Genomic DNA, 22,487 nt, shown 5'->3' with positions numbered 1-22,487 from the left:
TCAGGATAAAATATAAAAGGCTAAAAGTAGTATCTGTTACGTATGTCATTTTGACGACAGGAAAAATCTAAAATCAAATTGATTGAGATTCTTCGCTTCACTGCGTTACGTTCAGAATGACACTTTTAGCCCTTTTTTGTTACATAACGTTTTTTTGTTTTTCACTAAAACTGTCGGCCTGCATTTGCAGCAGTTCTATAGCTTTTTTCTTTTTGTAATCATACAGTTCCTTATCCTGCCTTATCTCGGCATATACATCATCATAAATACCGGCATCGGTAGTGCGCATCAGTTCGCGCTGATGTTTGTTTTGTGCCAAATTTGTTTTTAAGGCCATTTCGCTGTCTTCCAGTTTAAAATCGTATTCACCCTTAGGTGAGAGTAATTTCGCGATTATAGGGGCTGTTTCTATGGCTAAAAACAGCAACATTATAAACAATGAAGGGAGCAATGGCAGTTTATTAAGCGCATTGATGCGTGCCATGAGTCCGTCAAACTTATCTATTATGGGTTGGGTTTCGGTAATTTTTTTGTCTAAATCACTTCTAAGGGTAACAGCCTCAGCTTCTTTTACGGCTATTTTTGCCTCATTCCTTTTTCGTAGAGTATCCAGTTGTGCCAGGGCATTGTCGTGCTTATCTCTTTTTTCTTTGTAAACAGGTCCTTTGCCCAGTTTCATGGTGCCACTGGTACCTTCGGCCTCGGTAATGTAGGTGGAATATAAATCGTTTACTTCCTTCTCCTTTTGTGCAATTTCCGACTTAAGGCTGTCAATAGATGCTTTGTTCCTGTCGAGGTCAGACTGGTAATAATCGGCAACCTGTTTTTTATTGGCCATTGCCAGTTCGTTCTTCTCTTTAAGCAGTACGGTATCTATTTCCTTTTGGAATATTTTTATTTCAAGCGGTTTTGAAATAACCACAGCGATGATAAGTGCCAAAATAATACGGGGTGTTGCCTGTAGTAATTCCTGACCAAAGCGCTCTCTTTTCCTGATTGTGGAAACGATAAACCTGTCCAGGTTAAAAATAAGCAGTCCCCATATCAAACCAAAGAATACAGAGGTGTAAATGTTATCGAAAACCTTATACAGGGCATAACTGGCGGCAATAAATGCCATAACAGCAGTAAAGAAAACGGTGGCTCCTATACCTGCATATTTGTTCTGTTCGCCGTCAGAGCAGGAATAGATTAGTTTTTTATCTGCCCCCGAGCAGATAATGAAAAAACGTTTTAACATGATGATTTGATTTTTGATTGATGATGTAACAAAGGTAACGCGTTTTTTACTGTAAATGTTATAATGTGTTGATATGTTTTAGGTTATAAATAAAAAATCCGCCTCAAGTGAGACGGATTTAGGTAATATAGTAAGATGGTGTGGTTATTTGGTTTTTTTATGATATAAATAGCTAGTGCCAATTTTTACCGGTTTTCCGTCTTCTTGTTTAGGAATCCACTTAGGAGATGCTTCAAATACTTTTTTTAATCGGTTAGTAATGTCAGGGTCTTTATTACCTATAATTTCCGGATCAGATACAGAACCGTCGGTATTAATTTTGAAAGTAATATATGTCTTTTCATCTTTTACAAGGTCATCCAGATCAAGGTTATTTGTAATGTAACTGTCAAATAGTTCTCTTCCTCCAGGGAAAGATGCCGATCTGTTAGGAGTTGCTTTTTTATTTTTTTCCTCAAAGTTATTTGAGGTTGCACTTATTTCTATTTCTTGCCTCATATCCGTAATTTTATCAGTTCTACTACCTGCTTTTTGAGTGTTAAAATAGCCATACTCTAAAGGTGTTTTACTTATAGTTATTTGGCATGTTGTATTCGGGTAATGATCATATTTATGTTTAATGTGTTTATTGTAATATGGATAAGTGTAAAAAAACATCATAAATGTCATTGATATTTCTTCACCTGCTTTTGTTTCCCCAAACATTTCAAATGTGGTTGAAGCAAATTCTTTGCGTTTATGTTTCAGAAACTCTTCACGACTTATCTTTTTGTTATCAATGTAAAAATGGCTGTCTTTCTGTTCAAGTGAGAATTTGTAATCCTCTTCACTAACACCGTCAGAATCTCCATTTTTTTTAGGAACATTAGCCAGATAGTATCGTTTTTGCTCCAAAGTCAGTTTCTCATAAGGGGTGTTTATAAATACATCTCTAAGGCTGTCCTGAATAATTATATTTACTCCTTTAAAATATTCATCTCTTCTGCTGTCGGGATTAACAGAATCGGTTGCTGTAAGCGTTTCGTTTTGTTGTGTACCGGCATAAGCTACATTTTCGGTGCTTAAAAAATATACTATTGCGGTAACGGTTAATACACAGGCCAGTTTAAGAGCTAGTGTTTTAATTTTAGGTGTGGTTTTAGTCATCATAACAAATCGTTTTTTAGTTATGGGAAAGTTAAGGTTACTTGCCAGCATTGCTATTGGAGCCCTTTGTTGACTCCTGTTTAGCAATAGCCTTTGGTAAGATATTATGTCGTTTTTGTAAATTACATTCTCATCGGCCAGGAACTCGTGGTTAAGCTGTATGGCTTTTTTATAAGAGTAAAGCAGCGGATTGAACCATAATATTGTTTTTAGCAATTCGATAAACAGTATGTCAAGTGTGTGTAGCTGCTTTACATGAGTGAGTTCGTGACTGTAAAGTTCGGGCTCTATCGACTGGTTTTCATACTCCTTTTTGTTTATGTAAACAGTGTTTAAAAAAGTATGGGGAGGTATGTTGTTGTCAATAAGTACAAGTGTTGCGCCTTTGTAAGGAATATTTTGATTCCTTTTTTTAAGTTTGTAAAACCTGGTAATGTTTATAGCAAACCGTATAACCAGTAATGCTGTTATAAGGCAGTATAACCCCAAAATAATATATGGTGTGTAGTTTACCTCCGGTTGTACTAAAACAGTGGGTGCTACGCTATTTATTACAGGTTGTTGTTCGGTAACAGAATGGATCATCAGTACCGAATCCTGAATAGGAGTAACTGGTGTACTAACATATATTGGTACGGTTATAAATGGAATACACAACGAAAAGATAAGGCTAAACAATAAGTAAAACCTATTGAAACGGTGCATTTTTTCTTTTTCAAGGAAAAGTTTGTATAGCAGGAAAAGTGCTGCCATACTTATTGCCGATTTTATAAGAAAGGTTTCCATTATGTTTTTGTTTTACTATTAAGGATTACAACTCTTTTTTTAAGGCTTACTGTTGGTTGTTATATTATTCCTGTTCTTCAACAAACCCCAGTTTGCCTGCTCCTCTTACAGGAGATAATTTAACCATTTCTTTTTCCGCTTTATTTAGGTTGGCATACCCTTTTTTATTAACTGAATTTCCTTTTTTATCTGTAAAAGTAAATTCAGTATTCTTAAAAGCTACTTCAGGATTGTCACTAAATGCCTCAGGATTATTTTCTTTAAACTGTTTAATTTCAGTATCTGTTGCCCTGAATTTTTCAAGTTTGGCTACTGCTTCATCAGATAATTGAGGCTCTTGAGCATTAGCCTGTGTACATAGTAATAATATTAATGCCGTAATTAGGGGTAGAGTGCCTATTTGTAAAAAAGCGGCTCTCAATTTAGGTGTGGTTTTAGTCATCATAACAAATCGTTTTTTAGTTATGGGGAAGTTAAAGTTACTTGCCAGCATTGCTGTTGGAGCCTTTTGTTGACTCCTGTTAAGCAATAACTGCTGGTAAGAAATAATGTTTTTTTTGTAAATTACAGTCTCATCGGCCAGAAACTCGTGGTTAAGCTGTATGGCTTTTTTATAAAAGTAAAGCAGCGGGTTGAACCATAGTATTGTTTTTAGCAATTCGATAAACAGTATGTCAAGTGTATGTCGCTGCTTTACATGAGTGAGTTCGTGACTGTAAACTTCTGGCTCTATTGCCTGGTTTTCATATTCCTCTTTACTGATGTAAACAGTGTTTAAAAAAGTATGAGGAAGTATGTTGTTGTCAATAAGTACAAGTGTTGCGCCTTTGTAAGGAATATTTTGGTTCCTTTTTTTAAGCCTGTATAACCTGGTAATGTTTATAGTAAACCTTATAACCAGTAGTAATGTTACTATGCTGTATAGTGCCCAAACAATATTAGGTTGTAATACTACATTAGTTACTGTACCATACTCCATTTGCGGACTCATAACAATATTGGATACTGTTACAGGATTCTCAATAGAGATAGTAGGTATACTAACATATATGGGTATGGTTATAAATGGCAGACATAAGGAAAATATAAGGCTAAACAATAAGTAAGACCTATTGAAACGGTGTATTTTTTCTTTCTCAAGGAAAAGTTTGTACAACAGGAAAAGTGCTGCCATACTTATCGCCGATTTTATAAGAAATTCACTCATGGTTTAGCCTTTTTATTTTAGTCGTGTATATTTATTGTAATAGGCAGGGTAAAACTGCTTCTTACCGATTTACCATCCATTTCTCCAGGCATCCATTTTTCAGGTACCGACTTAAGTACTCTTATCGCTTCTTCTCCGGCACCATACCCAGGATCACGTAATACTTTAATATTACTCATTGATCCGTCTTTTTCCACAACAAATGAAATGTAAATTTTTAATGTTTTATTTTCTTTTACATCTGGGATTGTAAAGTTCTCATTGATGTAATTATAGAACTGAGGCATGCCTCCCGGATATTCAGGTTGTAAGGTAAGTCCGGCTGTACTAAGTATTTCATCAGATTCTGATGGAGGTCCGGGTATACGAACTTCAGGTTTTACACTGTCTTCTTCGATTACATTCGGAATTTCCTGTACAGAATTTGTTTCGGGTTCTGGTTTTACTTCATTTTCTGCGCAGGATATTAAAAACAGTCCTGCCATTACCGGAACAACAAGCAGTTGTTTGCTTATTGCTAAAAATCGTGGTGTGGTTTTAGTCATCATAACAAATCGTTTTTTAGTTATAGAAAAATTAATGTTGCTGGCCAGTGCAACAGTATGGCTTCCGGATGCCATTTTGAGTAGCAGGTTTTGATAACCTGCAGTGTTTTTATTGTTGTTTATTACAGCATCATCGGCTAAAAATTCGTGATTAAGCTGTATGCTTTTTTTATAGAAATATAAAACAGGGTTAAACCAAAACAGGGTTTTAAACAGCTCTATAAGCAGGATGTCCATAGTATGCATTTGATTCACGTGCGCTAACTCGTGTGTATAGAGATCTTTTTCAATAGCATTTTTATTATGGTCATCCTCGCTTATAAAGATGTAATTAAGGAAGGTGTGTGGTAAGGTGTTGTATGGTAATAATATTAATGATGCTGTTTTGTATTTTATTTTTTTGTTGTTTTTTATTTTGAAAACAAACGATAGTATGTTTTTTAAGAATCTTATAATAAGTGATGAAGTGATGATTATGTATGTTAAGATAAGCCAAAACCGGGTGTTAATACCTGTACTTCCTCTGGTTATGGTGATCTCGTTTAATGCTATTTGTGGTAAAGTATCAATACTGTTATTGTAATTAGCAAATGAAGGAATGCTTATAAAGGGCACGCAAACAGAAAATATAAGGCTGGCTAACAGATATATTCTGTTAAAGCGATGCATTTTTTCTTTTTCCAAAAGCAGTTTGTAAACCCCTAGGAGTACAACCATACTAATTCCCGATTTTATAAGAAATTCAGTCATAATTACATTTTAGGATTAATTACTAATTTTAATCGTTGCTGTGATTATAAAGCGACTCCTAACGGCTTTGCCGTTTTTTTGACCCGGAATCCACTCAGAAGGCATTTTTTTTAATACTCTTACAGCTTCTTCCCCTATACCATACTCTCCTCCTTTTTCAATAGTAATATTGGTAATGCTTCCGTCCTTTTCAATAACAAAAGACATTTTTGTTTTAACAGTTATATCTTTGTTTATTTCGGGTATAGATAAGTTGTTGTATATGTATTCGTAAATTTTACTCTCACCCCCTACAAACTGTGGTTTCTTGTCCAGTTTTTTTAGAGAGTATATTTTTTCTTCCTGCTCCTGAAATAATTTTACTTGCTTAAATTTTGGAAAAGGCTGTTTTGCGGCTGTTATATTAACGGGATACAGTATGCCTGTACATGCAATTGCTATTATTGTTTTTTTGTTTAATGCGTTTAATAATGAATTCTTTTTAAGTGTCATAAATTTTATGAATGATGATTGTTATTTTTTCTTTTGGATTTCCTTGTCTATAATAGCTTTTAATTCCTCTAACTCCTTTGTGCTCATGTTTGTTTCTTTTGTGAAAAAAGAGGCGAATTGGGAAGCAGAGTTGTTAAAGAAGTTTTTGATTATACCATTAACCTGTTTTGAGAAATAATCATTTTTTTTAACCATAGGGAAATATTCTCTCGACTTTCCATACTCTTTATATCCAACAAAACCTTTGTCGGTCATGCGTTTTAATAGTGTGGCAAGAGTGGTAGGGGCGGGTTTTGGATCGGGGAACTCTTCCATCAAATCTTTCATGAAAGCCTTTTCCTGTTTCCATAAAAGTTCCATTACCTGTTCTTCTGTTTTTGTAAGCTGCATGTTCTACAATTTTAGAATTGTTTCTACAAATGTAGAATAAAAAATGATATGTGCAACTATTTTCAATAAAAAATCCACCCGGTTTGGGGTGGATTAGTGAGTTTAGTTAGTAATTAAGATAAAAAGGTATGGTTATTTATATAGAGATCTAAATAATAAAAAAGGTTGGGAGGGGAATAAAAAAAATCCGTTACTAGTAACGGATTTTTCTTCTAAATAAATTAAAAAAGGTATAAGAAATGGAAGGTGTGTAGGTTGTTTATTGGTTATCGTATGGTGATTGTAAAAGGTAAAGAGTAATTTGTTTTTACTGCTTTACCGTCTATCTCAGCCGGCATCCATTTTTCATCAATGGACTTAAATATTTTTAAGACTTCAGCGCTTATACCATACCCTGGGTCGTTAGTTGTTTTTACGTCAGATAATGTTCCGTCCTCGTTAATAACAAAAGCAATCATTACCTTGTATTTTCCCGGCGGAATTTTTTCATGAATAATAAACTTGCGGTTTATTAGGTTATAAAAAGCCTGTATACCACCCGGAAATTCTGGGCGTTTAGTTAGCTCACTATCGCTAAAAACAGGTTTCTCCTGTGTTAGAGTTGGCGTTGTCTCTTCTGTAGGAGGCTGCTCCGTTTTTACAGGAGTAGAAGTTGTTATTATTGGTTGGTTGGTTGGTTCTTCTTTTTTACTTTCAGCTTTTTCGGGTTTAGGCTGTTGTGTTACATTGGTTTGTTTTTTCTGTTTAACAACAACCGGCTCTGTTTTCTTCTCTTCAGCTTTAGGGACAGGTGTCTTTTTAGGTTCTGGTTCTTCAATAAGCTCAGGCTCATTAACAGGTTCAGGTACTATATAGTCTTCTTCGATATTTTGAATGCTGTCTGTTTTTTGTACAACAGGAGCAGGGGTGTTTGTTTGGGGAGGTTTTATATCCTCAGTTTTATTAAGACTGATAATAGTGAAAGCTATTCCTGCCGAAACGATTCCGACTATAAGTAACGACTTTATTATAAAGCCCTTTTTTAGGACTGTTTTTGCAGGTGGAGTATTGCTGAGCTGATTTTCAATTTTAGCCCATAACTCATCCCCTGGCTGCTCATTAAAAACATCAGTTCTGTCTTTAAAATACTTAAACAATTCGTTGTCTTTCATTGTTTATTGCTTTAGGGTTTGTGAACTAAAAAAGGTTTTCTTTAATTTCTCTTTGGCATAACTAAGTTGTGACTTAGAGGTGCCTTCGCTAATTCCCATTTTTTCGGCTATTTCAGCATGTTTATACCCTTCAATTGCATATAGGTTAAATACTATTCGTGCTCCTTCCGGAAGGCTGTTAAGCATTTTTTCGATATCATTACTTAAAAGGTTGCTGTCATTGTCTGTTACTGCAATAGCAATATCATCAGTGCTTATTTCATTTTTGAAATTTGTCTTTTTTCTTAATTCCATAAGGCAGCAGTTAACGGCTATACGTAAAATCCAGCCTTCAAAACTACCTTGGTTGTTAAACTGTTCAATTTTTTGAAAGACTGTTAGAAAGGTGTTCATTACCATTTCTTCGGCGCGCTCGTGGTCTTTCATATAACGCTTGCATATACCCATTACTTTAGTACCATAGGTACTATAGACATGGTTTTGGGCAAGCCTGTCTTGTTTTTTGCAGCCTTGTATAAGTTGCTGTTCGGTCATTTATGATTGTAGCTATTGCCGGTTATTTCGGATGGTTATTCTCTTTTTGCGGATTTAGAAAGCTGTTTGCTTGTGTATTCCTGCTCTAAATTTACAAAATTAATTAGTTGTTTAGGTGTTAACTAAACAATGGTGCTTCTGTACAGTGATTTTTTTCCGATATAATAACGTTCAATGCTACAAAAAAAGTATACTTCATTTGGTGTGGCCTTGATTCTTTCTTTTAAAGATGCAGGTAAGCTAAAAAGGGTTGTAATAGGATAAAAAAAATCCACCATTAGGCGGATTTTTTTATTTGTAGGATGATTTATTACTTGGTCATCTCTGTAAAATACTTGTAAAACAACGGAATGGTTTCAATACCTTTTAGGTAATTAAATACTCCGAAATGTTCGTTTGGTGAGTGAATAGCATCACTGTCAAGACCAAAGCCCATCATTATAGTTTTGCTTTTCAGCTCTTTTTCAAAAAGGGCAACGATTGGAATACTGCCGCCCGAACGAACCGGGATAGGTTTAACGCCAAAACTTTCCTCATAAGCTGCCGCTGCTGCCTGATACCCTATGCTGTCTATAGGTGTAACATAAGCCTGACCACCGTGATGAGGTGTTACTTTTACTTTTACTCCTTTTGGAGCAATGCTTTCAAAGTGCTTAGTGAAAAGTTCTGTAATTTCTTTCCAGTCCTGATCCGGTACTAAACGCATAGAGATTTTTGCATACGCTTTGCTTGCAATAACCGTTTTAGCACCTTCGCCTATATAGCCACCCCAAATACCGTTTACATCAAGAGTAGGGCGAATGGAGTTTCTTTCGTTTGTGGTGTAAGTCGCTTCACCATATACATCATCAATATCAAGAGCTCTTTTGTATGCTTCAAGAGAGAAAGGAGCTTTTGCCATTTCATCTCTTTCCTCACGTGAAAGTTCTTCAACTCTGTCATAAAAGCCAGGGATAGTAATGTGGTTGTTTTCGTCGTGAAGCTGGGCAATCATTTTTGCCAGTATATTTATAGGGTTTGCCACAGCACCACCATATAAACCTGAATGCAGGTCGCGGTTAGGGCCTGTAACTTCTACCTCTACATAACTAAGTCCTCTTAGTCCTGTTGTGATAGATGGCTGAGTGTTAGATATCATTCCGGTATCCGAAATTAATATTACATCATTTTTAAGCTTTTCCTGGTTGCGTTCCACAAACCAGCTAAGGCTAGGTGATCCTACTTCTTCTTCACCTTCTATCATGAACTTAACGTTGCATGGCAGGTTTCCGTTTTGAGTCATGTACTCTAACGCTTTTACGTGCATGTACATTTGGCCTTTATCATCACATGCCCCACGTGCAAATATTGCACCTTCAGGGTGTAGTTCTGTTTCTTTGATAACCGGCTCAAAAGGAGGGGAAGTCCAAAGCTCTACAGGATCTGGTGGCTGAACATCATAATGTCCGTATACTAATACTGTAGGAAGGTTTGGGTCTATAAATTTTTCACCATATACGATAGGGTATCCCGGAGTTTCGCAAAGCTCTACTTTATCACAGCCTGCTTTTTCCAAGCTTTCCTTAACTGCCTCGGCAGTGTTTATCACGTCTTGAGAATAGGCGCTATCGGCACTTACCGAAGGTATTTTTAATAGCTCAACAAGTTCGTTGATAAATCGGTCTTTATGCTGTCCGACATAGCTTTTTATGTTATCCATCTTATAATTAATGATATAGAATTGACGCCCAAAAATACAAAAAAATAAAATGAAAAAAATTTTCGTTTTTTCTTTGTTTGTTTGAAAGTAGTTGTATATTTGCACCCTCTTAATGAAACAAACTATTAGTTTTATTATCGGCCTGCGGGTGTGGTGAAATTGGTAGACACGCCAGACTTAGGATCTGGTGCCTCACGGTGTGTAGGTTCGAGTCCTATCACCCGCACAAAAAGCTCTTGATTTTCAGGAGCTTTTTTTATTTACATCCTTTTTATCTTAATTATTTAATTGTTTTATTCACGCTTATTTTGTGTGAGTAGCATTTTAGAGTGAAATAAAGTGAAAATTTATTTTAATAACAGGTTAAAAATTACTTTGAAGTTTAAAAACTATGCGTATATTTGCAGCCGTAATAATGAAACACACTATTAGTTTTATTATCTGCCTGCGGGTGTGGTGAAATTGGTAGACACGCCAGACTTAGGATCTGGTGCCTCACGGTGTGTAGGTTCGAGTCCTATCACCCGCACAAAGCCTCTGAGAAATCAGAGGCTTTTTTTATTGATTACTTTTGAGTCTATTTTTATTTTACTTTAGATTTGTATAAAATCACTTATTTAAAATGAATTCTCCGTTTAAAAAAATATTTACTCTGCAAACTGCCATTGTGTTATTATTTTTGGGGTTAACAGGCTTATTTATTTCCTGTAAAGGAGAAAAGCCGAATGCGAAGACACACTCTTTGTTTTTTACAGATTCACTTTATAGTAAAAAACTATCGGAGTATAGAAAACACGATATTTATCTTCCTAAAGGATTTGATAAAACCAAAAAATATCCAATAATTTATGCTACCGATGGTGGTAGTGATTTGACAGATAAAAAACATACACTTGATTCGTTGATTGATGGTGGGATAATAAGACCTTTGATTTTTGTTGCGAGCTTTTCAAACGATAAAATAGCTGATAGTACAAGTACTACTCTTGGTACCGGAGAAAAGGTATATTTGGATTATAGGAATTTTGAATATGTAGACAGGCATCCAATAAGACAGGAAGATTCTCTTTTGTTTGATAGGTTTAAAAACCACAAGCTGTATTTTATTAATGAATTAATACCGACAATAGAACAAGATTATAATCAAAATCCGGAGAGTAGTTACAGGTATTTCTATGGGGTTTCTAACGGTGCAGGATTTGGAGTCGATTTGTTAAATACTAATCCGGATCTTATTGGTACTTATATCTGTTTTTCTGTTTTTGGGGGCAATATGCAGTCGTATACATGGAATGAAAATATAATTTATCCTAATTTGTATTTATATTATGGGAGTGAAGAGCCTTTTTTTCTTAAAGATGATGCTATGTTGTTAATGAATAAGTATGATAAGCTTAATTCTTTTATTGAAGTAAAAGAGTTTAAAGGTGGGCATAGTAATAAAAATTGGTCAAAAAATTTTATAAACGTTATAAGTCGAATATTAGCAACTGAGTAATGTAATCTCTCTTGTTAATGTAATATTTATAGTTTTTTCTTTTGATTTAATTATTGTTGGTGTAAGTAGGTTTATTTTCAGTGGTTTATTTGTTGGCAGATTAAAAAAGTCCGTAAATTAGTTAGTGTAATTGTCTTATTTTCAAATACTAACTTAACCTTTTTTGCCTATGTCAATCATTAAAAAACCAACCAGGGCAGTAATATTAGGAGGGCTTTTTTTGGTAATTCCCTTAGTGTTTATCCTTATAATTATTAATCATGCCATTCAGATTTTAATTCCGTTAGGTCAAAAAATCTCCAATCTCTTAAATATTCATTCTCTTTTTGGAGCAGCTACTTTAACTGTTATATGTATGTTGCTCATTATCTTTTTGTGTTATGTGGCGGGAATGTTAATTCAAATAGGACTTGTAAGGCAATGGGGTAAAAAAATGGAACAGCAGCTTTTTTTAGTGGTGCCCAGTTTACAGGTGCTTAAATACAGGCTTATTGATGAAAACCGGGCAGAGGTAGAAGGAGCCTGGAAAGCCATATTGCTAAAGGATGGCGATTTTTATTTACTCGCTTTTATTACTGATGAGGGAGACGATAAGTTTATGAGTGTATTTATACCCGATGCTCCAAATATGGGGGGAGGGGAAATACGCTTTGTAGAAAAGGCAGCTTGTGAATACGAACCTATTTCCATGCATGTGGCCATGAGTACGTTAAATAGCTTTGGTGCTTCGGGTAGACCGTGGGAACATATAAAAAAGCCATAAGATTATCTCTTATGGCTTTTAAAAACCAACTCTATATACTAAAATTATGTTTATGTTTATTGTGCAAAGAATAGCGAAGCAATGTCGCTTGCCTGCTGTCCGGTAAGAATTTCATCAAACGATTCCGGTCCGGCTGCGGCAGGGATATCAGGTCCGTTTGTAGCCATTACCGATGCGGTATTGAAACCAGCCTGCATTGCATTTTCCTCACCATCATAAACAGCCTGTGCTGCTTCCGGTAATCCGCCGCGATCACTACCTACAATCCATCCTTTTTGTCCTCTCAGTCTTCTTATCTGTGAAGCATGGCGTGCCTCAACCGAGTGGATTTGTAACCCTGCGGTAAGCAAATCTCCGTTAGACATCAGGTTACCAGCCTGTCCTTTGTAGGCACGAACTCCGGTGTCTTCAAAAGCCTGTGCTAAAGCCATGAATGTTGGATAGTCTCCAAAAGTATCAAAAGCACCGCCTACGGTAAAGTCAAAATCAGGTTTTTCAGGAGCCATATCTCCCAGTGCACTCGAAAGGAACTGTACGTGTGCCGCTTCGTGCTGTGATATCTGTGCTATTATTGCCTGATCGGCAGCCGGGATAAGTCCGTTAGTATCCAGTGCCATCTGGTAAAATTCGTCTTCAAGGTATTCCAGTATCAGTGCCAGTTGCAGGGCAGTGGTAGGAGTATCCTGAGTAGTCATAAATGCGGTAGCGGCTGCATTGGCTTTAGTAGGAGCCAGTACAAGCGATGCAATACCCAGTGGCAGGGATGCCAAAGCGGCATTTTTTCCTAATGTTTTAAACTGGTTAAAACTATCTCTTCTGGAGCTTTTACTGTTTAGTAAGTTATCATCAGTAAACGACTCTATAAATTTTAAAATATTCATAATGCTGAAGTTTAAATGTTAGTTGATTATGGTAAGAACTGTGCTGTGAAAGGTGTTTGTACCACACCCAGCGAACCTACCGCTGCTAAAATCTCTGAAGGCATTTGTGCAAGGTCTAATCCGTTTGCATCAATCACATCGTTTCCTGCAAAATCTGCCGATCCGGGGTTTAATAAGCTCCTGATAGCCGATGCATGTCTTGCTTCTACCGATACAATTTTACCTGCTATAACAAGATAATCAGGTGTTGTAATGTATCGTCCGGCACCGTTGTAAGCTGCTACACCTGTATCTTCAAGTGTTTTTGCAGTATTCAGTACCTGTAGCCTGTTGCCGAAATCAAGTCCGCCATAATCAAAATCCAAATCAGGTAATACGCGATCTGGGTCGTTTAGAGCGCCTGTTAGTGCTGCCCTGAAAAACTCGCGGTGTATTACTTCGTGTCTGTATAAATCAGTAAGAACCGATTGTTCTTCACTACTGAAAACAGAACCAAAATTATTTCCGTTTACTACTCGTGTATAAAAATCAGCCTCAAGCTGTTCTAAAGCATAAGCATAAGTAAGAATACCGGCATCTCCGCCGCCAAGGTCAAATACTCCGTTTCTTACGCCGGGAAGCTGGTTGTCTACCGGAGGGTCTGTCATACCACCATCATCATCGTTACTGCATCCTGCTATAACAAGACCGGTTCCCGCAATGGCAAGCCCGCTGATTCTAAGGAAGCTTCGCCTGTTGGTCAGGTTTGATTTTACTTCCTCAACTTTTACTTTTTTCATAATTAAAGATTTTGAGGTTAATAATAATTGCTTTTCTACCGATGTAGGTTTAGTGTACGGTTGATGTTTTTACTTACGCCTTATTTTCAATATTGGTTTTTGGTATATTCTCATTTTTGTATTTTTTTAACATTTTTTGATTTTAATACGTAGTGTTTAATATCTTATTTTTGAATACTTTTTAATGTTTAAGTCTTTTGTTTCAAAGGGTTAGCTGTATGTGAGTTGTGGAGGTTTTAAAGGAGATTTTAATTTTTCTTTTTTAATAAAAAAGATAAGGAATAATGAGTTTTTAGTGTTTTATGTCCTTTTTATTGGTGTAATAACCGTTATAAATTCATTTTTTTTCGTTTCTTTACATTAAGAATTTATCCGCAGTATATGAAACCAAAAGCTACATTAAAACAGATCGCAAAAGAGCTAAATGTCTCTGTGTCCACAGTGTCTAAAGCTTTAAGCAACAGCCCTGAAATTAGTGAGCCTACAAAAATTAAAGTACAGGAGTTTGCCAAGCTTAAAAACTATAAGCCTAACCACATGGCGGTGAACCTTAAAAACAAAAGGTCTAAAACCATTGGGGTTATTATTCCAAACATCCTGAACCCGTTTTTTGCCAAGGTTTTTAGCGGTATAGAGAAAACCGCTAACGAAAAGGGTTACAATGTGATTACCTGTATCTCTAACGAATCGCTTGAAAAGGAAATCCACGCTATGGACATGCTTAGTAACGGTACTATAGACGGGTTTATCCTTTCGATATCCGAAGAGACGCAAAAGGAAGGCGAGTTTAAACACTTTAAGGAAGCTATGGCAGATGATTTGCCTATAGTGATGTTTGACAGGATATCTGACGATGTAAATTGTGATAAGGTTATTGTAGATGATTTTGATTCGGCTGTATATTCTATGGATCACTTTATAAAGTCCAATTGCAAGAATATAGCCTTGCTTTCTACTATTGATAATCTTAGCGTTGGTAAACTTAGAGCAGAGGGTTATTTAAAAGCCCTTGCAGTAAACGGAATTAAAGTAAACGATAAAATAATCCTGAGAACAGAAAGTACCGAGGAGTTTGATGCTAAACTTCAGGATTTGTTTGATAATAATAAACTGGATGGGGTTTTTGCTCTCGACGAACACGCATCGGTAATGGGGATGAAAGCGGCTATTAAAAGAGGGATTAAAATTCCGGAGGAGCTTTCCATTATTGGTTTTGCCGATGGGGTTTGGTCAAAACGACTAACACCTAGCCTAAGTACAGTAAGCCAGCACGGACCTGAAATTGGGTCGGCAGCAGCAGAGATGCTTATCAAGAGGCTGGAAGCTAAAGAAGGTGAAGAGCCGGATTATGAAACCCGCGTAATTAAAACCGAATTAAGACAAAGGGAATCGACCCGTAAGTTATAAAATAAAAAAAGCCTCCGTTTAGGAGGCTTTTTTTATTGTTCTTTTCTGGTATAATTAAACTGCATTTGTCCCTGTTTGAGTACAAAGCTGTTGTTATCCTTAAATGTTATTTCAATATTCGCCTGATTAAATATAAACTGAGTGTCGCTGGTAGGAGTCAGCGGGAAAGCGCTTTGCCCTGTGGCCTGAGCTGTCAATCCGTTTTCGGTGTATTTAACGGTTATCTCTAACGGAATCTCAGATGAATCATAAGTTCCCTCATAGCCTTTTAAAACTTCAGGAGCTACCTCTGCAATAGTCAGGTTAGGTAATGGGTAAGGTATTTTATAATAACAGCTTAAAATGCCGATTAAAATTTCGTTTAGGTCGTAGTTACTGCCGTTTTGAATAACCGATATTGACATCTGTTCTTTTGGGTAGTAACCTAAAACAGAAGTAAACGATTCGATGCCGCCGTTATGACCATAAAAATTACGGCTGTTAAAAGGGAAAATAAACATCCCTCTGCCGTAACCCATATCCATGGTTTTCATTATTTCAAGCGATTCCTTTTTGATTATTTTTCCGTCAAACAGCGCCTTTATGAATTTGGTAAGGTCGTTTGGGGTAGAAACCAATGCTCCGGCAGCATAAGCTACAGAGCTGTCCCACTCATCCGACTGTACCCATTTACCGCCTTCAAAAGTATACGAGTAAGCCTCGTTTCTTTTTGGGTTGGTTTTAGAGTAATAATAGGTATCGGTTAGTTTTACCGGTCTGGTAATTCTGTCGTTAACGTTTGCCTTGTATGTTTTTTTGGTTACATCTTCAATAATATAGCCCAGTAGTACATAGTTAGAGTTGCTGTATTCGGCTTTTTCACCCGGTTTGAACACAGGGTCAAACCCTGCAATCCTTTTTAGCATGTCCATTTTAGTTTGGGCATTTACGGTATACTCAACAAAATCATCAGCATTTGTATAGTTATAAATACCGCTTTTATGGCTAAGTAAATGGTCTATGGTTATGCTGTCGGCATTTTTTACCTCCGGATAAAACTGGGACAGTTTGGTGTTCAGTGTAAGCTTTTTGTCTTCAATTAACTGAAGCACAATAGCGGCAGTAAACATTTTTGTTATCGAGCCAATTTTGTATTTGGTATGGGTATTTGCCTTAATGCCGTTTTCTGCATCGGTATAGCCGTAAGCGTTTTCAAAAACCACATCGTTACCCTCCCTTATGGAAACCGATCCCATAAAGCGGTCGTTAGTATAAAAGTGGTTTAAAAGCTGATCTATTTTTTCAAACTTGGGTTCGGTTTGGGCAATACCCTGTGCCGAAGCCATTAAGAAAAATAGAAATAAAGCGGTTTTTCTCATAGCTGGTTGTTGATTGAAATTCATTGCACTAAATTATAACTTTTATTTAGTTAAATTTATTGACCTAAAACATAAATAAATGACCACACCAAGATTACTTTCAAACTTACCCGTAGAACAACTTACTAATGAAACTGACTATTTAGGCTTACTTGATAAAGCTGATATAATTAAAGCTATTTTGATTAATAACAAAGAGCAGTTTAATGAAATAAAAATGTTTTCACTATATGGTGAGTGGGGAAGCGGGAAAAGTAGCTTAATGAAATACTTACAGACTGAATTAAAAAGTGATTTTAATACATTTTTTTTTGAAGCTTGGGAGTTTGAAAAAGATGAGAATTTAGCCTATTCCCTAATTGAATTTTTAGCCTCAGAAAATAGGGATGCATTAGGTGAGACCTGTGATGAAATATTAAAATTTGGAGGTAGGGTTTTAAGAGGATTGGGGAAGTCTATCAAGATGAATATCCCTTTGTTTCCTGGTGGTCCCGGAGTTGAACTTGATCCGGCTGCCTTTGTTGAAGAAGTATCAAAAGAGGAAGAATTGACTTTTTACAAAGCATTAGAGAACTTTAAAAAGGAGTTTGTTCGTCTTGAGGATAAGATTATAGCTAAGAGTGAACAGAAGTACAATATAGTATTTATTGATGATTTAGACAGGTGTGAACCAGAACAGGTGCTAAATCTTTTGTCAGCAATAAAATTGTTTTTTACTTATGGAGAGAAAACAATTTTCTTTTGTGGTATAGATAAAAAAGCAGTTGAAGAGGCAGTTAGAACGAAGTATGGTGAAGTGATAAAAGCCAATGAATATTTGGAGAAGATTTTTGATATATCTTTTACTATGCCTTACTATAATAGTTTAAGGCTTCTTTTGAATAAATATTTTGGAGATAGAATATATGAATCAGCTGGTGTGAAATTAAAAATGAGTGGATGGATTGAAGATTTTCTTGTTAAATTGGATTTTACAAATCCAAGAAGAGTTAAAAAAGTGCTTAATAAATTTGCTTTATTACGTAATGTGAAAAAATTAAATGTATTAGATGATTTTCCTAATATAGATGTTGATGAAGATAATAACAGTCTATTTGAAACTCTACTAGTTTTTTATTTAATCATTTTGCATGAGTTTTATCATGATTTTTATAACGGTTTCGTGAATTATTCATACAAAAAGGTAACTTTTAATAGGCAATATAAAAAAGATTTACAGTCTAGTAATGATTCAGTACGTCCTTATTATTTAGAAAAATTATCTAATGAGAGTCTTATAAATACTCCTTTTAAACAATTCTATCAAGATGCCGCTATATTAAATAATGATGATTTTGTGCTTACAATTTGTCCGTCAAATTTTGAAGAACTAGTGAAAACGCCATCACTTTTATATAGAAAGAGTTTTATTGTGAAAGGTAATATGATTGAGCTTAATTTTTATAATTATTTAATGCTAAATATTCATGTTCTTACTCAAGATAAAAATTTATCAGCCTCAACATTTAAATCAGCAAAAGACATAATAACAAGAGCGCTATAATAGCGCTCTTTGTGATTTTTAATGTGCTTCAAGCCAGTTGTGACCTTCGCCAATTTCCACATCAAGCGGAACTGCCATTTTAAAGGCGTTTTCCATTTCATGCTTAATCATTGGTTTTATTTTATCCAGCTCACTGTTGTGAACATCAAACACAAGCTCATCGTGTACCTGTAGTAACATTTTGCTCTTCCAGTTCTCATCTGTTAGTTTTTTATGGATGTTTATCATCGCAATCTTAATAATATCGGCAGCGCTACCCTGTATTGGCGCGTTAACGGCATTACGTTCGGCAGCTCCGCGTACTACTGCGTTTTGCGAGTTGATATCCTTAAGGTAACGGCGGCGTCCTGATATGGTTTGAACATAACCGTTTTCACGTGCCCACTCTATCTGGTCGTTAATATACTTTTTAAGGGTAGGGTAGGTTTTGTAATAAGTGTCAATAAGCTCTTTTGATTCCGAACGGCTTAGCGATGTTTGGTTACTTAACCCAAAGGCCGAAACACCATATATAATACCAAAGTTTACCGTTTTGGCGTGGCTACGCTGTTCGCGGGTTACTTCGTTAAGCGGTACATTAAACACTTTTGCGGCGGTAGAAGCGTGAATGTCTTCCCCGTTTTGGAATGATTTTACCATTTCGGGGTCACCGCTCAGGGCTGCAATAATACGAAGCTCTATCTGCGAGTAATCGGCAGAAACAAGGGTGTAGTTTTCATCTCTTGCTATAAAGGCTTTACGTATCTGTCGTCCTCTTTCGGTACGTATAGGGATGTTTTGCAGGTTAGGGTTGTTGGAACTCAAACGTCCGGTAGCTGCAACCGTCTGCATATAATCGGTATGTACACGACCTGTGGTTTCCTGTACCTGTAACGGTAGCGCATCTACATAAGTGTTTTGCAGTTTAACCAACTGTCGCCAGTCTAAAATATCCTGTACAATAGGATTGTCTTTTGCCAGGTAAGAAAGGACTTCCTCTCCGGTAGCATATTGTCCGGTTTTGGTTTTTTTCTGTTTGGCTCCGCCTATTTTTAGTTTGTCAAATAAAATGTCGCCCAGCTGTTTTGGAGAAGCAAGATTGAATGTCTCTCCGGCAACTTCATAGATACGTTGCTCTAATGTTTTAGCATCGTTTGAAAGTTCTGTAGAAAGCTGTTTCAGGTAATCAGTATCAAGTCTAATTCCTTCGTGTTCCATATCGGCCAGTACAGGCATTAACGGAATTTCTATTTCATCAAACAGTTTACGAGTTCCGGTAGCTTCCAGTTGTGGTGCAAAAAGTTCTTTTAGCTGTAGGGTAATATCAGCATCTTCAGAGGCATATTCCTTAATAAGCTCCAGTTCCACATCGCGCATTGACTTTTGGTTCTTACCCTTCTTCCCAATAAGTTCCTCAATAGGCTTTGGGGAATATTGCAGATAGGTTTCTGCCAGTATATCCATACCGTGCCTCATATCAGGATTAATAAGGTAATGGGCAATCATGGTGTCAAATATTTTCCCTTTTACGGTAATGCCGTAGTTGGAAAGTACCTGTAGGTCGTATTTAAGATTCTGACCTATTTTTTCTATGTTCTCATCCTCAAAAAACGGAATGAATTTATTGATTAGTTCCTGTGCTTCGTCCCGGTTTTCAGGAAACGGAATGTAAAAACCTTTTCCGGTTTCCCACGAGAATGACATACCTACCAGTTCGGCAGTAAGTGTATTTACTCCTGTAGTTTCGGTGTCAAAACAAACACTAGGCTGTTTCAGCATGTCTTTAATTAGTAATCCGGTTGCCAGGTTACCCTGAACCAACTGGTAAAAATGGTTTGTGGTCTCCAGGTTTTTGTAAAAACTCTCGGTTGCAGTGTCTGCCGACGGAGTTTCTTCTCCGCCTCCAAATAGTGAAAACTGCTGATCGTCACTTTTGGCTACCTTTTTGGTAGGGGCGGTACTGTTGTTTGAAATTTCACTATACTCCTCGCCATCGGCAAACAGTTTGTGGAACTGGTCGGCCATTCTTCTAAACTCAAGGTCATTAAAAATGGCTTCTACTTTTTCGGTATCCGGTTTGGAAAGCTCATAGTCTTTCTCATCAAAAGTCACATCACAGTCGGTAATAATCGTCGCCAGTACTTTAGATAGTCTTCCCTGATCGGCATTCTGCTCAATTTTTTCCTTCATTTTACCTTTTAGCTCATGTGTGTTGGCCAAAAGATTTTCCATAGAGCCGTATTCTTTAAGTAGTTTTTTGGCAGTTTTTTCTCCCACCCCTGGTAGTCCCGGTATATTATCCACAGCATCACCCATCATACCCAGAAAATCAATAACCTGTTCCGGTCTTTCTATCTCAAAACGCTCCAGTACTTCGGGTACACCCCATATCTCTATACCGTTCCCCATTCTGGCAGGGCGGTACATAAAAATGTTTTCGCTAACCAGCTGGGCAAAATCCTTATCGGGTGTTACCATAAAAGTTTGATAACCCTGTTTTTCGGCCTGTTTTGCAATGGTTCCTATAAGGTCATCGGCCTCACAGCCTGCAAGCTCTACAATTGGGATGTGCATTGCTTTAAGAATTTCCTGTATATAAGGAACTGCCAGTTTTATAGCCTCAGGGGTTTCATCTCTGTTGGCTTTATATGCCTCAAACATCTCAGTACGCACAGCACTTCCTCCCTTATCAAAAGCAACAGCTAAATGATCTGGTTTTTCGCGCTTTATCACATCCAGCAGGGAGTTCATAAATCCCATAATTGCCGATGTGTCCATCCCTTTGGAGTTTATCCTAGGGTTCTTGATAAAGGCATAATAACCACGGAAAATTAATGCATATGCATCGAGTAGGAAAAGTCGTTTTTGCTGTGACATGATAAAATCTATTTGGCGTAAAAATAAACAAACTGGTGCAGAATAAGAATAATATGTCAGGCTTTTGTGTTACATAACTGCTACTGTGTCGTTTATTGTTTTATGGTGCGTTTTTTGAGGCGAGCCATGCGAAACTTTGTTAAATTTGAATATCGGGTGTTTTTTTGAAATACCTTTATTCCCACTTATTTAAAAATAATTAGATGTTACGTTGGATTATACTTTTTGTTTTTGTGGTATTGGTAGAGCTATATGCTTTTCAAGCTGTAAAAACATTAACCCGAATAAAATGGGTGCTTATTGCTTATCAGGTAATTTCCCTTTTAATTGTAGTTTATATATTTTACTCGTTTGCCACTCAGTTTGACCGAAGCGTAGGGCAAAACAAACATACCCTTTTTACTATAGGGCTGTTGCTAATAACTTATATTCCTAAAATGATGCTTATGGCATTTATGTTTGGGGAAGATATTATTCGTGTTATTGGCGGGTTTCTTAAAGAATTCTCGGGTACTACAAACGAGTCTTTCCTTTCCAGCAGGCGAAAGTTTGTTAGTCAGATAGCGCTTGGTGCGGCTGCTATACCTTTTCTTTCCTTATTATATGGTATGACAAAAGGGAAGTACAATTTTAAGGTGCATAAAAAAACGATTTACTATCCCGACCTTCCGGATAGTTTTGACGGGTTTACCATTACCCAGATATCTGATGTGCATAGTGGTAGTTTTGATAACCACCATGAAATTGAACATGCCATTAATATGATTAATGAGCAGAAGTCAGACATTATATTGTTTACCGGTGATATTGTAAACACCCATGCCGATGAGATGAATCCGTGGATTGAAACTTTTAGATCTATTGAAACCCCTCAGTTCGGTAAGTTTTCAGTTTTAGGGAATCATGATTATGGTGAGTATGTTACCTGGCCTTCGCAAAAGGACAAGAACGAAAACTTTGAGGCTATAAAAGACCTGCACAGGCAAATTGATTTCAAACTGTTGCTTAACGAGAATGTGAAGCTTAAAAAAGGGAATGATGAAATTGCCCTTATTGGGGTTGAGAACTGGGGAATTGGGTTTAAGCAGGCAGGTGATTTGGTAAAAGCATCCGAAGGTATTAAGCAAACCGACTTTAAAATACTTATGAGTCATGACCCGTCTCACTGGGAGCATGAGGTAAAAACCCACAGGGATAATTATCATTTAACCCTTAGCGGGCACACACACGGATCGCAGTTTGGTATAGAAATACCGGGCTTTGTTAAGTGGAGTCCTATACAGTACCGTTACAAACAATGGGGCGGACTGTATGAAAATGTAGGACGCTACATCTATGTAAACAGAGGCTTTGGCTTCCATGCTTATCCGGGTAGGGTAGGTATTTGGCCAGAAATAACAGTATTAGAACTAAAAAAAGGCTCAAAAGTAGCGTGATTGCTTAAAAATGTTATATTTGTATA

General features: G+C 36.6%; 18 protein-coding genes and 2 tRNA genes. 7 read left to right on the top strand and 13 right to left on the bottom strand.

What is annotated here, in order from left to right:
• Positions 1 to 139: 139 nt before the first annotated feature.
• The 9 genes from GN157_RS03445 to GN157_RS03405 all read right to left on the bottom strand — a co-directional run bounded on the left by GN157_RS03445 (position 140) and on the right by GN157_RS03405 (position 9,940).
• Positions 140 to 1,240, bottom strand: coding sequence for a DUF4407 domain-containing protein (locus GN157_RS03445; RefSeq protein ID WP_157481725.1), 1,101 nt, complete (start codon positions 1,238 to 1,240; stop codon positions 140 to 142).
• Between the two features lie 144 nt (positions 1,241 to 1,384).
• On the bottom strand, positions 1,385 to 3,172 hold the full coding sequence (locus GN157_RS03440; RefSeq protein WP_157481724.1) for a M56 family metallopeptidase: 1,788 nt from the start codon (positions 3,170 to 3,172) through the stop codon (positions 1,385 to 1,387).
• A 64-nt stretch (positions 3,173 to 3,236) separates the two neighbouring features.
• Positions 3,237 to 4,379, bottom strand: a complete 1,143-nt coding sequence (locus tag GN157_RS03435) for a M56 family metallopeptidase (protein WP_157481723.1) — start codon at positions 4,377 to 4,379, stop codon at positions 3,237 to 3,239.
• Positions 4,380 to 4,396: 17 nt separating this feature from the next.
• Positions 4,397 to 5,674, bottom strand: a complete 1,278-nt coding sequence (locus GN157_RS03430; protein WP_157481722.1) for a M56 family metallopeptidase — start codon at positions 5,672 to 5,674, stop codon at positions 4,397 to 4,399.
• A 15-nt stretch (positions 5,675 to 5,689) separates the two neighbouring features.
• Positions 5,690 to 6,166 carry an energy transducer TonB gene (locus GN157_RS03425; RefSeq protein ID WP_157481721.1) on the bottom strand — a complete coding sequence of 159 codons (477 nt, stop codon included), beginning with the start codon at positions 6,164 to 6,166 and terminating at the stop codon, positions 5,690 to 5,692.
• Between the two features lie 21 nt (positions 6,167 to 6,187).
• Positions 6,188 to 6,556 (bottom strand): BlaI/MecI/CopY family transcriptional regulator, encoded by a 369-nt coding sequence (locus tag GN157_RS03420; RefSeq protein ID WP_157481720.1) that lies wholly within the window; start codon positions 6,554 to 6,556, stop codon positions 6,188 to 6,190.
• 266 nt (positions 6,557 to 6,822) lie between these two features.
• Entirely contained in the window at positions 6,823 to 7,707 is an 885-nt protein-coding gene (locus GN157_RS03415; RefSeq protein ID WP_157481719.1) for an energy transducer TonB, read from the bottom strand.
• A 3-nt stretch (positions 7,708 to 7,710) separates the two neighbouring features.
• Positions 7,711 to 8,241, bottom strand: a complete 531-nt coding sequence (locus GN157_RS03410; protein WP_157481718.1) for an RNA polymerase sigma factor — start codon at positions 8,239 to 8,241, stop codon at positions 7,711 to 7,713.
• A 310-nt stretch (positions 8,242 to 8,551) separates the two neighbouring features.
• Positions 8,552 to 9,940: a dipeptidase gene (locus GN157_RS03405; protein ID WP_157481717.1), complete on the bottom strand. Its 1,389-nt coding sequence runs from the start codon at positions 9,938 to 9,940 to the stop codon at positions 8,552 to 8,554.
• Between the two features lie 144 nt (positions 9,941 to 10,084).
• On the opposite strand from GN157_RS03405, the gene GN157_RS03400 reads away from it, so the two are divergent.
• The 4 genes from GN157_RS03400 (at position 10,085) to GN157_RS03385 (ending at position 12,201) form a co-directional block, all read left to right on the top strand.
• Positions 10,085 to 10,166, top strand: a tRNA-Leu gene (locus GN157_RS03400).
• A 221-nt stretch (positions 10,167 to 10,387) separates the two neighbouring features.
• Positions 10,388 to 10,469: transfer RNA gene (locus GN157_RS03395), tRNA-Leu, on the top strand.
• A gap of 93 nt (positions 10,470 to 10,562) precedes the next feature.
• A complete protein-coding gene (locus tag GN157_RS03390) occupies positions 10,563 to 11,438 on the top strand; it encodes an alpha/beta hydrolase (protein ID WP_157481716.1) in 876 nt (291 codons plus the stop codon).
• A gap of 169 nt (positions 11,439 to 11,607) precedes the next feature.
• A complete protein-coding gene (locus tag GN157_RS03385) occupies positions 11,608 to 12,201 on the top strand; it encodes a DUF502 domain-containing protein (RefSeq protein WP_157481715.1) in 594 nt (197 codons plus the stop codon).
• Between the two features lie 56 nt (positions 12,202 to 12,257).
• Here GN157_RS03385 and GN157_RS03380 read toward each other — a convergent pair whose 3' ends face one another.
• Together GN157_RS03380 and GN157_RS03375 are read right to left on the bottom strand one after the other, a co-directional pair.
• Positions 12,258 to 13,082 carry a ferritin-like domain-containing protein gene (locus GN157_RS03380; RefSeq protein WP_157481714.1) on the bottom strand — a complete coding sequence of 275 codons (825 nt, stop codon included), beginning with the start codon at positions 13,080 to 13,082 and terminating at the stop codon, positions 12,258 to 12,260.
• Positions 13,083 to 13,108: 26 nt separating this feature from the next.
• The gene (locus GN157_RS03375; RefSeq protein WP_394350055.1) at positions 13,109 to 13,864 is read right to left on the bottom strand and encodes a ferritin-like domain-containing protein; all 756 of its coding nucleotides are present in this window, start codon (positions 13,862 to 13,864) and stop codon (positions 13,109 to 13,111) included.
• Positions 13,865 to 14,242: 378 nt separating this feature from the next.
• Here GN157_RS03375 and GN157_RS03370 point away from each other — a divergent pair, with 378 nt between their 5' ends.
• Positions 14,243 to 15,268: a LacI family DNA-binding transcriptional regulator gene (locus tag GN157_RS03370; RefSeq protein WP_157481712.1), complete on the top strand. Its 1,026-nt coding sequence runs from the start codon at positions 14,243 to 14,245 to the stop codon at positions 15,266 to 15,268.
• A 32-nt stretch (positions 15,269 to 15,300) separates the two neighbouring features.
• On the opposite strand, the gene GN157_RS03365 is transcribed toward GN157_RS03370, so the two are convergent.
• On the bottom strand, positions 15,301 to 16,626 hold the full coding sequence (locus GN157_RS03365) for a serine hydrolase domain-containing protein (protein WP_157481711.1): 1,326 nt from the start codon (positions 16,624 to 16,626) through the stop codon (positions 15,301 to 15,303).
• Positions 16,627 to 16,705: 79 nt separating this feature from the next.
• Between GN157_RS03365 and GN157_RS03360 the strand changes: the two genes are divergently transcribed.
• Complete coding sequence (locus tag GN157_RS03360) at positions 16,706 to 18,169, top strand: KAP family P-loop NTPase fold protein (RefSeq protein WP_157481710.1); 1,464 nt, start codon at positions 16,706 to 16,708, stop codon at positions 18,167 to 18,169.
• 18 nt (positions 18,170 to 18,187) lie between these two features.
• On the opposite strand, the gene polA is transcribed toward GN157_RS03360, so the two are convergent.
• Positions 18,188 to 21,025, bottom strand: a complete 2,838-nt coding sequence (polA, locus tag GN157_RS03355; RefSeq protein WP_157481709.1) for a DNA polymerase I — start codon at positions 21,023 to 21,025, stop codon at positions 18,188 to 18,190.
• A 203-nt stretch (positions 21,026 to 21,228) separates the two neighbouring features.
• On the opposite strand from polA, the gene GN157_RS03350 reads away from it, so the two are divergent.
• Positions 21,229 to 22,461, top strand: coding sequence for a metallophosphoesterase (locus GN157_RS03350; RefSeq protein ID WP_157481708.1), 1,233 nt, complete (start codon positions 21,229 to 21,231; stop codon positions 22,459 to 22,461).
• Positions 22,462 to 22,487: the final 26 nt, after the last annotated feature.

It is taken from the genome of Flavobacterium rakeshii (assembly GCF_009741375.1).
Classification (GTDB): domain Bacteria; phylum Bacteroidota; class Bacteroidia; order Flavobacteriales; family Flavobacteriaceae; genus Flavobacterium; species Flavobacterium rakeshii.
Note: the sequence above shows the minus strand (reverse complement) of the source record. Positions and strands in the feature narration are given on the sequence as shown.

Bases quoted from the DNA above. Each gene is read 5' to 3' on its own strand.
- GN157_RS03445 (WP_157481725.1), bottom strand. From the start codon at position 1,240: ATGTTAAAACGTTTTTTCATTATCTGCTCGGGGGCAGATAAAAAACTA.
- GN157_RS03440 (WP_157481724.1), bottom strand. From the start codon at position 3,172: ATGGAAACCTTTCTTATAAAATCGGCAATAAGTATGGCAGCACTTTTC.
- GN157_RS03435 (WP_157481723.1), bottom strand. From the start codon at position 4,379: ATGAGTGAATTTCTTATAAAATCGGCGATAAGTATGGCAGCACTTTTC.
- GN157_RS03430 (WP_157481722.1), bottom strand. From the start codon at position 5,674: ATGACTGAATTTCTTATAAAATCGGGAATTAGTATGGTTGTACTCCTA.
- GN157_RS03425 (WP_157481721.1), bottom strand. From the start codon at position 6,166: ATGACACTTAAAAAGAATTCATTATTAAACGCATTAAACAAAAAAACA.
- GN157_RS03420 (WP_157481720.1), bottom strand. From the start codon at position 6,556: ATGCAGCTTACAAAAACAGAAGAACAGGTAATGGAACTTTTATGGAAA.
- GN157_RS03415 (WP_157481719.1), bottom strand. From the start codon at position 7,707: ATGAAAGACAACGAATTGTTTAAGTATTTTAAAGACAGAACTGATGTT.
- GN157_RS03410 (WP_157481718.1), bottom strand. From the start codon at position 8,241: ATGACCGAACAGCAACTTATACAAGGCTGCAAAAAACAAGACAGGCTT.
- GN157_RS03405 (WP_157481717.1), bottom strand. From the start codon at position 9,940: ATGGATAACATAAAAAGCTATGTCGGACAGCATAAAGACCGATTTATC.
- GN157_RS03390 (WP_157481716.1), top strand. From the start codon at position 10,563: ATGAATTCTCCGTTTAAAAAAATATTTACTCTGCAAACTGCCATTGTG.
- GN157_RS03385 (WP_157481715.1), top strand. From the start codon at position 11,608: ATGTCAATCATTAAAAAACCAACCAGGGCAGTAATATTAGGAGGGCTT.
- GN157_RS03380 (WP_157481714.1), bottom strand. From the start codon at position 13,082: ATGAATATTTTAAAATTTATAGAGTCGTTTACTGATGATAACTTACTA.
- GN157_RS03370 (WP_157481712.1), top strand. From the start codon at position 14,243: ATGAAACCAAAAGCTACATTAAAACAGATCGCAAAAGAGCTAAATGTC.
- GN157_RS03365 (WP_157481711.1), bottom strand. From the start codon at position 16,626: ATGAGAAAAACCGCTTTATTTCTATTTTTCTTAATGGCTTCGGCACAG.
- GN157_RS03360 (WP_157481710.1), top strand. From the start codon at position 16,706: ATGACCACACCAAGATTACTTTCAAACTTACCCGTAGAACAACTTACT.
- polA (WP_157481709.1), bottom strand. From the start codon at position 21,025: ATGTCACAGCAAAAACGACTTTTCCTACTCGATGCATATGCATTAATT.
- GN157_RS03350 (WP_157481708.1), top strand. From the start codon at position 21,229: ATGTTACGTTGGATTATACTTTTTGTTTTTGTGGTATTGGTAGAGCTA.